At 67.8% G+C, this 11,435-nt stretch carries 19 protein-coding genes; 4 read left to right on the forward strand and 15 right to left on the reverse strand.

Annotated features, from left to right (window positions below):
- On the forward strand, positions 1 to 234 hold a 234-nt coding region (locus tag AB1285_RS27230), incomplete at its 5' end, for a hypothetical protein (RefSeq protein ID WP_429978303.1).
- Here AB1285_RS27230 and AB1285_RS27235 read toward each other — a convergent pair.
- From AB1285_RS27235 to AB1285_RS27285, 11 genes are all read right to left on the reverse strand, one after another.
- Positions 231 to 452 carry a hypothetical protein gene (locus AB1285_RS27235; protein WP_005050716.1) on the reverse strand — a complete coding sequence of 74 codons (222 nt, stop codon included), beginning with the start codon at positions 450 to 452 and terminating at the stop codon, positions 231 to 233. The two genes, AB1285_RS27230 and AB1285_RS27235, sit on opposite strands and share 4 nt — an antisense overlap.
- 158 nt (positions 453 to 610) lie before the next feature.
- A complete protein-coding gene (locus AB1285_RS27240) occupies positions 611 to 796 on the reverse strand; it encodes a hypothetical protein (RefSeq protein ID WP_429978304.1) in 186 nt (61 codons plus the stop codon).
- A 163-nt stretch (positions 797 to 959) separates the two neighbouring features.
- The gene (locus AB1285_RS27245; protein ID WP_429978305.1) at positions 960 to 1,163 is read right to left on the reverse strand and encodes a hypothetical protein; all 204 of its coding nucleotides are present in this window, start codon (positions 1,161 to 1,163) and stop codon (positions 960 to 962) included.
- Between the two features lie 231 nt (positions 1,164 to 1,394).
- Positions 1,395 to 1,586: a hypothetical protein gene (locus AB1285_RS27250; RefSeq protein WP_005050712.1), complete on the reverse strand. Its 192-nt coding sequence runs from the start codon at positions 1,584 to 1,586 to the stop codon at positions 1,395 to 1,397.
- Entirely contained in the window at positions 1,583 to 1,846 is a 264-nt protein-coding gene (locus AB1285_RS27255) for a hypothetical protein (protein WP_005050711.1), read from the reverse strand. Before AB1285_RS27255 ends, AB1285_RS27250 begins: the two co-directional genes overlap by 4 nt.
- A 22-nt stretch (positions 1,847 to 1,868) precedes the next feature.
- On the reverse strand, positions 1,869 to 3,164 hold the full coding sequence (locus AB1285_RS27260; RefSeq protein ID WP_193599313.1) for a hypothetical protein: 1,296 nt from the start codon (positions 3,162 to 3,164) through the stop codon (positions 1,869 to 1,871).
- An 11-nt stretch (positions 3,165 to 3,175) separates the two neighbouring features.
- Positions 3,176 to 3,637: a hypothetical protein gene (locus AB1285_RS27265; RefSeq protein WP_005051910.1), complete on the reverse strand. Its 462-nt coding sequence runs from the start codon at positions 3,635 to 3,637 to the stop codon at positions 3,176 to 3,178.
- A gap of 54 nt (positions 3,638 to 3,691) precedes the next feature.
- Positions 3,692 to 3,868, reverse strand: a complete 177-nt coding sequence (locus tag AB1285_RS27270; RefSeq protein WP_193599314.1) for a hypothetical protein — start codon at positions 3,866 to 3,868, stop codon at positions 3,692 to 3,694.
- A 53-nt stretch (positions 3,869 to 3,921) separates the two neighbouring features.
- Positions 3,922 to 4,371 carry a hypothetical protein gene (locus AB1285_RS27275; RefSeq protein ID WP_193599315.1) on the reverse strand — a complete coding sequence of 150 codons (450 nt, stop codon included), beginning with the start codon at positions 4,369 to 4,371 and terminating at the stop codon, positions 3,922 to 3,924.
- A gap of 1,121 nt (positions 4,372 to 5,492) precedes the next feature.
- Positions 5,493 to 5,624 (reverse strand): hypothetical protein, encoded by a 132-nt coding sequence (locus AB1285_RS27280; RefSeq protein ID WP_005050812.1) that lies wholly within the window; start codon positions 5,622 to 5,624, stop codon positions 5,493 to 5,495.
- 127 nt (positions 5,625 to 5,751) lie between these two features.
- A complete protein-coding gene (locus tag AB1285_RS27285) occupies positions 5,752 to 6,282 on the reverse strand; it encodes a hypothetical protein (RefSeq protein WP_429978306.1) in 531 nt (176 codons plus the stop codon).
- A 159-nt stretch (positions 6,283 to 6,441) separates the two neighbouring features.
- Here AB1285_RS27285 and AB1285_RS27290 point away from each other — a divergent pair, with 159 nt between their 5' ends.
- Together AB1285_RS27290 and AB1285_RS27295 are read left to right on the forward strand one after the other, a co-directional pair.
- The gene (locus tag AB1285_RS27290) at positions 6,442 to 6,702 is read left to right on the forward strand and encodes a hypothetical protein (protein ID WP_005050818.1); all 261 of its coding nucleotides are present in this window, start codon (positions 6,442 to 6,444) and stop codon (positions 6,700 to 6,702) included.
- Complete coding sequence (locus AB1285_RS27295) at positions 6,702 to 7,883, forward strand: hypothetical protein (RefSeq protein WP_429978307.1); 1,182 nt, start codon at positions 6,702 to 6,704, stop codon at positions 7,881 to 7,883. The genes AB1285_RS27290 and AB1285_RS27295 overlap by 1 nt, the downstream gene beginning before the upstream one ends.
- 55 nt (positions 7,884 to 7,938) lie before the next feature.
- Here AB1285_RS27295 and AB1285_RS27300 read toward each other — a convergent pair whose 3' ends face one another.
- Positions 7,939 to 8,316 (reverse strand): DUF6927 domain-containing protein, encoded by a 378-nt coding sequence (locus AB1285_RS27300; RefSeq protein ID WP_429978308.1) that lies wholly within the window; start codon positions 8,314 to 8,316, stop codon positions 7,939 to 7,941.
- 347 nt (positions 8,317 to 8,663) lie between these two features.
- Positions 8,664 to 9,323, reverse strand: a complete 660-nt coding sequence (locus tag AB1285_RS27305) for a hypothetical protein (RefSeq protein WP_429978309.1) — start codon at positions 9,321 to 9,323, stop codon at positions 8,664 to 8,666.
- Between the two features lie 663 nt (positions 9,324 to 9,986).
- Between AB1285_RS27305 and AB1285_RS27310 the strand changes: the two genes are divergently transcribed.
- Positions 9,987 to 10,571 carry a hypothetical protein gene (locus tag AB1285_RS27310; protein ID WP_005050830.1) on the forward strand — a complete coding sequence of 195 codons (585 nt, stop codon included), beginning with the start codon at positions 9,987 to 9,989 and terminating at the stop codon, positions 10,569 to 10,571.
- A gap of 133 nt (positions 10,572 to 10,704) precedes the next feature.
- Here AB1285_RS27310 and AB1285_RS27315 read toward each other — a convergent pair whose 3' ends face one another.
- Together AB1285_RS27315 and AB1285_RS27320 are read right to left on the reverse strand one after the other, a co-directional pair.
- Positions 10,705 to 11,013 carry a hypothetical protein gene (locus tag AB1285_RS27315; RefSeq protein ID WP_429978310.1) on the reverse strand — a complete coding sequence of 103 codons (309 nt, stop codon included), beginning with the start codon at positions 11,011 to 11,013 and terminating at the stop codon, positions 10,705 to 10,707.
- Positions 11,014 to 11,095: 82 nt separating this feature from the next.
- On the reverse strand, positions 11,096 to 11,435 hold a 340-nt coding region (locus AB1285_RS27320), incomplete at its 5' end, for a hypothetical protein (protein ID WP_429978311.1).

Raw genomic sequence — 11,435 nt, forward strand, 5'->3', positions numbered from 1 at the left:
CAGCTGACCGGCCCGCACGGACGCGAACCGCAGATCCCCTTCGGCGAGGGCGAACAGGATCTTCTCGATGCCTTCGATGGCGGGTGCGGGGATGGTCAGGGTGATGTCGTCGCCGGCGTCGTGCTGGCCGGTGCGGAGGCGCCAGAGTGCGTCGGAGAGGGTGAGTGCGCGTTGGCGCTGGATGGGGGTAAGGAGGGAGCTGTCGGTGCCGGTCGTGGTGGGGGCGGGGGTTAGGCATGCTCGGCCTCCTCTGTGGGCGGATTCATGATGATGAACCCTGTGCCGGTGGGCGGCTGGTCCTGGCGCAGTCCGATGATCTCGGTGTCGTTCGCGTCGGTGTCGTTGAGGGTCTGCGTGAGCAGGTCGGCGTACTCGTCCGGGGTGAGTGCCTGGACGGCCGCGGCGTCGGTGACGTCGACGGGCTTGCCGTTGACGTGGAAGATGCGGGTCATGGTGCTCCCTGGTAGTGCGTCGGTGGTGTCCATCTTCGTCGCGGGTCAGTGGAGGTCGAGTTCGACGCTGTCGGCTTCGAGGTCGGGGATGGTCTGGTCAGGGTGGCTGAACGTGGCGGCGGGGGCGTGGACGGTGACGCGGTCCCCGCGGTGCGTTGTCAGTCGGAGCAGCTCGGCGAGGGCGCCGTTGGCGTGGACGTTGTAGGGGCCGGCGTCGGTGTCGACGCGGACCCTACTCGTGCTCGGCGGTCGGGGAGGCGGCGGACGAGGGTGAGCGGGGTGCGGATGGTTCCTGTGATGGTGACCGCGGTGCCCGTGGGGGCGGCGGTCTGGGTGATGGTCATGGCGTTTCTCCTCAATCGAACAGTGAATGTGACATTCACTGACTATACGCCTGCATGCCCGGTGGGGAACCCCCGTGCATGGTGTTGCTGCAGGCCCTTCTTGCTGGGTATAGGCCGATGTTGGGGGTGTTCGCGGACATCCGGGTTGTGGAGGTCGGTGCGGTCAGTCGTCGGGGCCGCTGTCGGGTTCGTCGCACGCGCCGCTGTTGATGGCGTCGACGCCGACTTTCGTGAGCACCCAGCCGGGTTCGACCCACGAGTAGCGTTCGATCAGTCCTCGCCTGCGGAGGGACTGGATGGTGCCAGCCGGGGATCCCCAGGCCTGTCGTGTCGAGGTAGCTGGCGCCGCCGGAGAGTGATCGGCCATCGGCGATCATCCGCATGGTGACTCGTTGGGACCAGTTCAGCGGCCGGGCGTTCTGGCGGCGCTTGAGCTCGGTGGTGGCGCATCGCGTGGCGTCGGCCTCGGTGGTGTGATGGTGGGCGCAGCGCCACACTCGTTCGCCGGACTGGTGGGTGTCTTTGTCGGCGACGTCGTCGATGACGCCGCGCAGCGCGCCTCCTGGGCGTCCGGGAGTCCATGATGACCAGCTGGCGGTCAGCATGCGATCGCCGCGGTCAGCTCGGGGGTGAGGATGCCGGCTTGCTGGTCTGCACGCACGGCTGCGCCGCAGTCTTTGCAGGTCACGTCGGCGATCGTGGTGGCTGCCGATGACGTCTTGCGTCCGCAGTAGCCGCGTTGCCCTGTGGCGGTGGCAAGGCAGGTTCGGGCGGTGCTTTCCTGTGTCATTGGTGGGGCCTGTCCTCGCAGCTCGAGCAGAGGTCGGGGGTGCCGTCGTCGTTGACCCACCAGCAGCCGCCGAAGCATGCTCGCTCGTCGGTGCAGCCGCAGACGTGACAGGTGCGCACGAGCTCGAGGAGCACCTGGTCGATTCCGCCTTGGGCGCCGAGCTCCGCGCCGAGCGCGGTGACTCGTGAGATCACGTCCTCGGGTGCGGTGCTGGGCACTTGGATCGTGATGGTGGTGGTAGGTGTGGTGCGGTCGTTCATGGTGGCCTTCCTGATGTTGGTGTCAGGCGGAGCGGGCGAACTTCGTGGCTGCGGTAGTCGGCTGCAGGGCGAGCAGTCGTCGTGCTTTCTCTGCTTCGATCTCGCGGGGCAGCTCTCCTTTGCGGGTGCCTGAGCGGCCGTAGAGGAGGATCTTCACGCCGGTCTTGGACACCTGTGCCTGGTCGGCGATCTCGAGGACGGTCATGCCGGATGCCATGAGCTGGCGGACGTGCTGTCGGATCGGCTCGGCGGGCACGCGCGGGGCCTGCGGGGCGATGCCGGCCTCCCGGCGTCGGCGCCGTTCCTCAGCCAGTGACGCATCGGCGCACGAGATCTCCGCGGGGCAGTGGTCGCGGTCCTTGCAGCCGAGCTGGTAGCCGTAGGCGGTCCCGTGGTGCTCGAGCGGGATGCTCTGCGCCTTCCGGTTCGCCATCCACTGCCGGTGATACTCGCGGCCGGCTTCGATGCACTCGGGGCGGTCGCAGCCGCGCGCTCGGCATGCGTTGGTGCCGTGCGGCTGCAGCTGCCTCGGCTGCGAGGTTCGGGCAGCACGCGCGGTCCGAAGTCGCGGTGTGCGTGGCCTGGCCGGTGGGGAAGGGCGATCGTGGTCTGCGAGGGCGTCGACGGCGGACTGGTGCCGCAGGGTTGCCTCCTGCAGCGCTCTCTCGATCACCCCTCCGACGGAGAGGCCGGTGCCGGCGGCGATGGTGGCCGTCTTGAGGGTCTCGGCCGCGGCGCGCAGCTGGCCGCGCAGCTCTCGGTGGTCTTTGCGCCACTGCTCGAGCTCGTCGACGTGACGATCGAGGTCCGCTTCGTAGCCGTCGAGTGCCTCTGAGAACGCGCTGGCGAGCTCTGCGGGGAGCTTCTCGGCGTCGCTGCGTGCCTTGTCGAGCCACTGGTAGCCGGGATGGGTGCGCGGCCGCGGCGTCGACGGGCGAGGCCGTGCGGTCGGCGCCGGCGCCGGCGCCTCCTTCGGCATGCGCGGGGGTTTGGGTGTGTTGGCGCGCGCCGGCTTCGGTTTGGGGGTCGGCTTGGGTCGACGGGGGCGTGTGGCTTCGACGGCGGCACGGCGCTCTTCTCGAGCGGCGATCTTGTCCCGTTGCCGCGACTCGGCACGCGCGGCCTCGTCGCGCTCGAGGATCTCGGCGAGCGGTGTGCCGGCGTCGATGAGCTTCGCGAAGGAGTAGTCGCCCACGTAGCGGGTGTGGACGGTGCGGCAGGGGATCAGCGCGGGGCACGCGGCAGTGCGGCATCCGTGGCGGTACCCGTCCGGGGTACCGTGCGGGAAGCGGTCGTCGAGGAGATCGAGGGTGGACATGACGGTCGACCTCAGTAGCGGAGGAGCTTCGCGGTGACCAGGGTCAACAGTGCTGCCCGCTGCGGGGCGTTGAGCCGTGAGAAGTGCGCACCAACGGTGTCTAGCGCCGTGGTGAACTCCTCGGGCAGACCGTCGAGATCCCGCTTGATGCGCCGCTCATTCGCATCCCGCTGCGCCTCCGCTTGATCGGCCACGCGCCACTCGTCGGTGGCGGCTGTGTCGGCGTATCTGCCGGTGATCCGTGGCGTGTACTGTCCGCCCGTGTAGAGCACGGTCGGCTCGCCGGCGGGGCGGGTGATCGTGATGATCGCGCCCACCGGAGCCGACGTGTACGGCTTGTACGAGCCGAGCTCCTTGCTGGTGAGCTCACCGTCGTCGAGCGTCCGATACCAGTGCGCGAGCTTTCCATTACTCGCGGCCTTGCGGCCGACGTAGACGACTTCCTCGGTGACGGTCGCTGCCTCTTCGCTCATTGGGGAGCACTCCTCGGATCAGTAAGAAAGTAGTGAATGTGACATTCACTGATACTAGAGAGGTTGCAGGGTCTTCGCAACCGTCGTCGTCGTCACGTCGACGGGCCGCTCTCGACGCTCGTTGACGGGAATCATCCGCACGGGCTCGTCGCGGGGAGCTTCGATCTCGAAGCCGCACGCGCCGCAGCTGTGCAGCCCGATCCCGTCGACGTCGTCGGAGGGGATGTACATGGTGGTCGGCTCTTCGCACATAAGGCAGCGCATGGTGATCTCCGTTCGCGTGGTCAGGCGCTTGTTGCCGGGGTGATCGGTTGGACGGTGGCGGAGTAGCCGCGGTGGGAACCCCAGGCGGCGGCGATGCGGTCGGCGACGTCGCGGTCCTCTCCGAGGTACGGGCGGTATCGCTTGCCGCGGGGGTCTGTGATGACGACCTGGACGACGCCGGATGGCTCGCGCACGGTGACTCTGGCTGCGGGGATCGGATACGCCTGGACGTGGCCGGCGATGATGAAGATCGGGTACAGGTCGCGTGCGAGCTCGGGGGTGCGGAACACGTCGTGAACCCATGCCGTGATGGCGAGCGCGCCGGCGGGGCTGAATCCGATGAGTCGTGCGGGGAGCTGCTCGAGCCCGGCGCGCACGAAGTAGTGCTCGTCGACGAGGATCGGCGTCGGTGGGAGCAGAGACTTCTCGTCGTGGGCGGGGTAGATGGTCAGGCTGGTGCGGCTGTTCATGAGGCGCTCGTTCATGCGGTGCGGCGGATGCCGGCGGCGATGATGTGTGCCTTGGTGGGCCGGGAGTAGAAGCCGAAGCTGTCGTCGTCGTCGGAAGCGGAGACGGTGGCGGTGAACGCGACGACGTCGCCGCGGGCGGCGGTGGAGATCTCGGAGGGCTTGGTGCCCCATACGCGCCAGCCCTCGCCCTGGACGAGGATCTTGACGGTGATTCCCCACTGAGTGTCGGTGGTCTTGGTCGCGAGGATCTCGCCCTGGATGAGGGTGCGCCGGTGGGGACCGGGCGGCGCGCGGCCAGCTCGAGCTCGTACTGCTCGAGCAGCTCGTGGGCGGTGCGGACCTCGTCGTCGTCGAGGGTGCCGGTGTAGTCCTCGAGGGAGTCGAGGATGTAGCCGATCTTCTCGCGCAGCGGGTTTCCGTCTCGCATGCTCAGGTGTGCCTCGGTGAGCTGGTCGCGGAGGCCGGGGTGCTCGGCCTCGAAGGCGGCGCGGCGGGCGGTGATCGCCCGTGTTGTGTCGACGTGCTCGGCGTGTGCCTTCGCGTGGGCTCGTGCGGTGGCGCGGGCGCTGCTGACGAGGCGGCTGCGGGTGCCGGTGCCGCGGCAGTCGAAGCAGATCGGGCGCCCCTGGCCATCGGTGAAATGTGTCGGCGCGGTGTACAGGCCGGTGCCGATGCACTTGCCGCAGGTGTCGGTGATCCGCTCGGAGCCCTTGCGGCCGGGGAAGGGGTCGACGTAGAAGTCGTGCCAATCGGCCGGTGCGGTGGTGTCGATGCTGTCCATGGGATCCTCCGGTTCGTCTGTGGGTATAGGCCGCGGATCGTTCTCTTCGCGGACATGAAGGGGAAGGGGCGGGGGCGGCTGTGTCACGGAGCCGCCCCCGCGGCGGCGACCTGGTTGGGAGGACGGCGGGTCGCCGGGAGGGACATGGCGGCGAGCGCGGCGAGCGCTCGTCAGGCTGCGGTGTGGCGCCTGTCCCTGGGAGGGGAACGGCGTTGCGCGGTTCCCCTGGTTGTGGGTCTGTGGGTTCTCCCTCTACTCAGTTAGTAGTGAATGTGACATTTACTAGGGTAGGTGTTTCCTGCCCGGAGGTCAAGTGGCGATCTGGCCTGCATCTGCTGGATCAGCTCGCGGGTGCGCGGTCCTCGTCGGCGGGGCCGAGCCCTTCCCAAAGGTCGGGGCGGTTCTCGTGGATCCAGGCGCAGATGGTGGCCCAGTCCGCGACGCCGGACGGGTGCTGGTTGATGGTTGCCATGGTGTCCTCCCGGATCGTCGGCTAGTGAATGTGACATTCACAGCTTAGGGAGGGGGTCGGACATCGCTGGGGGACATCGCGAGTGCGTCACTGAGGGCGGCGGAGTTGCCGCCGCCCTCAGCTCGGTCTATTGCATCTGTCTGGCGATGCCGGCTGCGGCGCTGACGACTCGACGGGGGATGCCGAAGATTTCGGGAGGGCCGGACGCGACGCCGTTGCTCCACACCTTTCCGACGCGCCATCCGATGGGGAACCGGAGGGTGGTCGTGGTGTAGGTGGCCCCGGATTCGAGGGGGCCGGCGATCACACCGAGGGGGCTGACCTCGACGTACCACCGGCCAACGGTCTTGGAGCCGCCTTCGTGGCCGTTCATAGCGCCGGCGTTCTCGAGCGGCTGCGCGACGTGTGCCGGCAGGGCGCGTAGCGCGGCGCGGGTCACCCACTCGTCGGCGGTCTCGTCGAACTGGCCGAGCTCGATGATCGGCCCCTGGTCGTCGTGGTGGATGAACAGCGACCCGTACTCGCGGCCGTCGACGTACAGGTAGATGTTCCCGGCGTAGGCGCCGATCTCGCCGTTGTCGAACAGCCCGTCGCGGGCGTCGGGTTCACCCAGGTCGATCTCTTCCTGGCGGTGCCCGAAGTTGAGGGTGAGCTTCATGGTGTCCTCCGTAGTAGGTGGTGAATGTGACATTCATAGGCTACGGTGGGGGTCCGACATTGCGCCGGCGAGCGAGCGATGCACTCTGTGTCCGCGAAGCAGCCGGGATGCGGCCTATACCCCTCAGACGGGCACAAGCCCGCGACGAGAGGAGGAGCGATGCCGAGTCGCGAAGAGGTAGACGACGTCCTGCAGCGCGTGGGGCTGGCGGCGATCTCGTACTACCCAGAGATTCACATCGACGAGCCGGACTACACCGTCGACACCGACGTTGATTGGTGCCTCGAGCCGGTGACCGACCTGACCGATGAGCAACGCGCCCCGCTGCGAGAGGCGGTCGGCCTGGCGATCACCAACCCGACAGCTCACCGGTACGCCCTGTTCCAGACGTTGCTCGAGCTGGCGCCAGCGGAGTCGTAATGTCCGCCGGCGTCGACGACTCGTCGGCGCGACCGGTTGGCGGACCAACCGACCCTCACGCGGCATGGCTGCGAGCGGGTCAGGCACGCCAGCAGGCGAAGCGCGCCGAGCAGGAGCAGTCGGCTGCGGCGAGCGCTGCGGCCGATCCGAAGCGGGACTACGCGAAGCGGTATCGCGAGGAGCATCGCGAGGAGATCCGCGCGTACCGGGCGAAGTATCACGCGGAGAACCGTGACGAAGTGAACCGGAAGAACCGGGAGTACATGCGGGAGCGGTCGCGGAAGATGCGAGCGCAGAAGGAGCGGCGCGAGAAGGACCGCGAGCGGGTGCGGCGGTGGACCGAGGCTAACCGTGAGCGCAAGCGCGAGACGATCAGGCGGTGGCACGCGGAGCACCCAGAGAAGACGGCGGAGTACTCGCGGCGCTACTACGAGCGCAACCGTGACGCGGTGCTGGCCAGGGCGAGACAGCGTCGAGATCAGAGCCCGGAGAAGGTGAAGGCGTCGTCGCGGGACTGGCAGCAGCGCAACCGGGAACACCTGACCGAGTGGCAGCGGCAGTATCGGGCTGAGAACCCGGATGTGTATGAGCGGGCGCTGCAGTCCAACCGTGAGTCGAAGCGGCTGGCTCGCCGCCTCAAGTCGTTGGGGTTGCCGGCAAAGCGCGTGCGTCGGTCCCCGGCAGCAGAGCGGCGAGCGCATGAGGCGGAGTCGCGGGAGTTCTTCGAGCGGGACCGGGCGGTGAGCGCGCGGAAGCGGGTCATGGCGGAGTACACACCGCTGGATCAGGCGGCGCTCGAGGCGTGGCGGGCGAGGTCGCCATTGGCGCGTCGACGGGATGCGCAGCTGTCGCGGTTCCGGCGGCAGCTGCGCACGGGCGCGGGCAGGATATCGGAGATCCGTGAAGAGGTTCGGATGGATGCCGTTGCACGGCGACTGCGGGGAGACAGCCTCGACGCGCCCGCGGAGCTGCGTCAGCGGGTCTTCGACGCCGCGGGAGGCCAGGAGTACCCTCGCGGCGGGTGGCGATCGCCATACGGCGGCGCTGATGCTCGAGGAGTCCCTAGATGGGCTGGTCAAGCCTGTCGCGCTCCCGGATGGGCGGGGATGGTGTGGGTGCCGGAGCACACGCGCGCAGGACGGGAGATCGCCGGTCACTGGCGCCGGCGCCCCGGCGCGTGAGCAGCTGCGCGGTGAGGACTGCGGGGCGTCCCTGTGTGGGGCGCCCCGCACTCGCTCAGCTGGCTGCGGCGAGCGCGTAGCTGCGTGCCCGCCAGCGGGGGATGCGCACGCGCACGCCGTGGTGGTCGATCACGCGGAGCACGTCGCGCCCTTCGACCTCGAAGACGGTCTCCGTGGTGGTCTGCAGCCCTCCTCCGAAGGTGAACGGCTCTGCGAAGCGGATGTGGTCGCCGCGGCGGACGCGGGGCTTGGCTTCCTCGAGCTCGAGGTTCGCCCAGCAGGCGGCGCGCCACTGGTTGGCGTACTCGTGGTCGGTCGGGGTGAGGGCCTCGAGCACCCGGCGGGGTGCGTGGACTGCGCCGGGGCCGACCGTCTCGTCCATGTCCTTGTACGTGAAGTTGTAGTAGCTGGACGGGGCGACGGAGTAGAGCACGACGAACGCGAAGACCTCCCCGGCGTGGGGGTGGGCCGTCGTTGTAGCGCACCGCGGCGTAGAACTCGTAGGGCCAGTCGTAGCTCCCGCCGATGTAGTCGGGGTCGCGGCGGGTGCCGCTGGCGATGATCGTGGCGTTGGTGAAGTAGTCCGCGAAGTAGTCGCTGACGCTGACGCCGGCCGTCTTGTGAGTGGATGTGGCACCCATGGTGTCCTCCTCGGTTGCTAGTGAATGTGACATTCACAGGCTAAGGGAGGCCTCCGACATCGCCGACGTGACAGCAACAACGACGGCGGCGGGATGGCGAGCGCGAGCGCGGGGCCGAGCTCGGGGGAGAGCGAAGGGGCTACCAGGCCTCGGGGTCAAGAAGTTCGTCAGCGACATCGACGAAGTAGTCGTCGTCTTCACTCCATGCGTAGAGGCCCTCGAAGACCACGCCGATTGCAAACGTCATCACGACGAGTCCGCCCCAACGGCCGATGAACTCCGAGTAGGAGTCGAAAGCTCTGTGCTCTCTGGCTCGCTCGAAGATCTCGTACATGATCTTGCTTGACTCCTCGTCCCAGCGTTCGGTGAAGGATGGGCGCGCGATTGCCCCGGTGAGAACCTCGTCCTCGAACCAGGAATCCAGGAGGCTGAGCGTCGTCCCGATGATCTGCGCGGGGGTTGGTTCTTCGTCGGGGGTCATCCCGGTGAGGAAGTCGGAGAAGTCTTCGTAGTCGGCCTCCCACAAGTACTCTGCAGCGAGCCGTATCGCGCGGAACGCCTCTTTTCGAGCCTCACCTGTAGGCACCGCCATGATGAAGTTGTGACGTTGGATCGCCACCTGTAGGCCATCGTTGATCTCGTCGATTGTGTAGGCCTTGCCGCTGTCGAGGTCGATGTCACTTTCGAGAAGCAGCGGCTTGAGCTGCTTGAAGAGTTCAGCTGCCAGCCCTGTCTCTACACGCCGCCCGAAACTGTCGCGGCCGCTGCTGTCTACGTTGGCATGAACGAGTCTCCTCATCAGGCGTCTGTAGCTCAGACCATAGCCGAGGGGTCTGTTGCCCGGAGCCGGGACATCGCCTGTGGTGCCGTGAGACGATGCGTCGATGAAGACGACCCATCGCGACGGCGAGGCGGGTGGGCTGCGGATGCCGGCCGTGTGGGATCGGGCCTCGCTCGAGGCGGTCGGGTTCGTGGGGTTCGTTCGATTCGCGGATCTTGCGGCCGCGAGGGTGCCGACTGAGGCGGGGATCTACGTGGTGCTGCGTCCGGCGGCGACGTCGCCGGAGCTGCTCGAGCTGACGCGAGCGCGGGCGGGATCCGCCTACCCTTTGGATGACCTCGCGGCTCGGTGGGTGTCGGGGACGCCGGTGCTGTACATCGGCAAGGCAGAGGCGAAAGTGGGCGGGCTGCGCAGCGGCTGGGGCAGTTCGCGCGGAAGGGTGCCAGCCACCAGGGCGGGCGTTCGATCTGGCAGCTGCCGATCAAGACGAGCTGCTCGTTGCGTGGGTGACGACGCCGGAGGAGTCCGCGGAGGACGTGGAGGTTCGCTACCGCGCCGCGTTCGCTGACGTGTTCGGTCGCTGGCCGTTCGCGAACCGGAAGCGATGAGGGCAGGCGGTTGATGAGAGGGGTTTCGCCGGGGATCTAGGTTGCTACCGCGGGCCTGTGTACGCTCTCGGCCATGAGGGCAGACAGGTTTGAGGACGTGGAACTTGGCGCGTTTGAGCGCTTCTATGACGAGCGACCCTTCGAGGGGCGCAGCTATCCCGGCCCATACTTCGAGACCGAGATCGCGTCGGGCATGAAGCGCGGGTTAGCGGTGTCCGTGGAGGGGCCTACGGTCGATGACGCGCGGGCGCTCATGGATCAGGTGAGGGCCATTATCGCCCGCCCGCTGCCCACCCACGAGATGTACTCTGCGCTGCTCGAGACATTCCCCAAGGCGTTCCCCTGGAATACCCCAAGACAGATGAGCTATGCCGTCACGCCGAGTGCCATTTGCGTCGGAAGGGAGGGAGACTACTCAGTCCACTTCGACGTCGACTCGGAAGACGACACTCAAGTCGACTATTGGCCTGTCGTGTGGCTTGACCGTGACGGCAACATTCTGAGCGCTCACGCCGATGGCGGACGTGGCGAATATCCCGGAGGTCGGGACTACACCCTCCCGGAGGCGACCGAGGCGTTGGTGCGATCCTGGCCGTCGAAGAACATTTGGGCAGAGGACATCGCGACCCGTCTGGACAAACTGGACGGGCTGGGCTGAGCCCCGCGTTCGTCGACGGGGCCCAGCGCGGCGGTGTCAGCCTCGTGCGGCTGCCAGCTCAGCGTCGATCCGGCGCCGCTCGCCGCCGGGGTGAGTGCTGCCCAGCAGCACGACGCGGCGATCCCATGCGACCTCACCCGTGAGCGAGTCGACCCCAGTCGGTGACGTCGGCGCGCTGCGCCTCGGTCAGCTGGTCGACGGCCAGGCCGGGCAGGATCGTATCGGGCAGGGTGAGGGTCTTGCGCAGGTACTCGAAGTCAACCTCGTTGCGCCAGGCGCGCTCCGACTCGATGAACCGGTCGATCTGCGCGTTGTCGGGGTGCCCACTGGCATCCGCCGATGCAGGCCTCCTCGGGGTCGACGGACTGAAACCAGACGGCGTGTACGGTTGCGGTTGGTGGTCATGGCATCCTCCCGGATTGCTAGTGAATGTGACATTCATAGGCTACGGGGGGCCTCCGACATTGGCAGCGGCGAGCGCCGCGAGGGGCGGGGCGGCGGTGTGCCCGCCCCGCCGGGTTGGGTTACTCGCGCTCCCAGTCGGTGACTTCCGCGTCGATCGAGTCGGCGACGTAGTTGTCGGATCGGAGCGACTCGATCACGTCTTCGACGGTGATACGCCTCGATCGCGAGGTCTTCCGCTTCGTCCGACGTGCGGGCGGTGACCGAGACGGTAACGCGCTGGTCAGTGTGACGGAGAGGGTCACCCGGAAGTCGCGCTCGCGCGGGGTGCCGCCGATCGCTTCCACGAGCCGGTCGTACTCGGAGCAGAAGCCCTCATCGTTGGCGATCTGCTCACCCTTCTCCCAGATCGCCGCGAGCCGGTCGTCGGCGGCGTCGGTGATCGGCAGTCGCAGCCTGTCG

The sequence above is a fragment of the Microbacterium sp. NRRL B-14842 genome, assembly GCF_050470785.1.

Bases quoted from the DNA above. Each gene is read 5' to 3' on its own strand.
- AB1285_RS27235 (WP_005050716.1), bottom strand. From the start codon at position 452: ATGACCCGCATCTTCCACGTCAACGGCAAGCCCGTCGACGTCACCGAC.
- AB1285_RS27240 (WP_429978304.1), bottom strand. From the start codon at position 796: ATGACCATCACCCAGACCGCCGCCCCCACGGGCACCGCGGTCACCATC.
- AB1285_RS27245 (WP_429978305.1), bottom strand. From the start codon at position 1,163: ATGGCCGATCACTCTCCGGCGGCGCCAGCTACCTCGACACGACAGGCC.
- AB1285_RS27250 (WP_005050712.1), bottom strand. From the start codon at position 1,586: ATGACACAGGAAAGCACCGCCCGAACCTGCCTTGCCACCGCCACAGGG.
- AB1285_RS27255 (WP_005050711.1), bottom strand. From the start codon at position 1,846: ATGAACGACCGCACCACACCTACCACCACCATCACGATCCAAGTGCCC.
- AB1285_RS27260 (WP_193599313.1), bottom strand. From the start codon at position 3,164: ATGTCCACCCTCGATCTCCTCGACGACCGCTTCCCGCACGGTACCCCG.
- AB1285_RS27265 (WP_005051910.1), bottom strand. From the start codon at position 3,637: ATGAGCGAAGAGGCAGCGACCGTCACCGAGGAAGTCGTCTACGTCGGC.
- AB1285_RS27270 (WP_193599314.1), bottom strand. From the start codon at position 3,868: ATGTACATCCCCTCCGACGACGTCGACGGGATCGGGCTGCACAGCTGC.
- AB1285_RS27275 (WP_193599315.1), bottom strand. From the start codon at position 4,371: ATGAACAGCCGCACCAGCCTGACCATCTACCCCGCCCACGACGAGAAG.
- AB1285_RS27280 (WP_005050812.1), bottom strand. From the start codon at position 5,624: ATGGCAACCATCAACCAGCACCCGTCCGGCGTCGCGGACTGGGCCACC.
- AB1285_RS27285 (WP_429978306.1), bottom strand. From the start codon at position 6,282: ATGAAGCTCACCCTCAACTTCGGGCACCGCCAGGAAGAGATCGACCTG.
- AB1285_RS27290 (WP_005050818.1), top strand. From the start codon at position 6,442: ATGCCGAGTCGCGAAGAGGTAGACGACGTCCTGCAGCGCGTGGGGCTG.
- AB1285_RS27295 (WP_429978307.1), top strand. From the start codon at position 6,702: ATGTCCGCCGGCGTCGACGACTCGTCGGCGCGACCGGTTGGCGGACCA.
- AB1285_RS27305 (WP_429978309.1), bottom strand. From the start codon at position 9,323: ATGAGGAGACTCGTTCATGCCAACGTAGACAGCAGCGGCCGCGACAGT.
- AB1285_RS27310 (WP_005050830.1), top strand. From the start codon at position 9,987: ATGAGGGCAGACAGGTTTGAGGACGTGGAACTTGGCGCGTTTGAGCGC.
- AB1285_RS27315 (WP_429978310.1), bottom strand. From the start codon at position 11,013: ATGAATGTCACATTCACTAGCAATCCGGGAGGATGCCATGACCACCAA.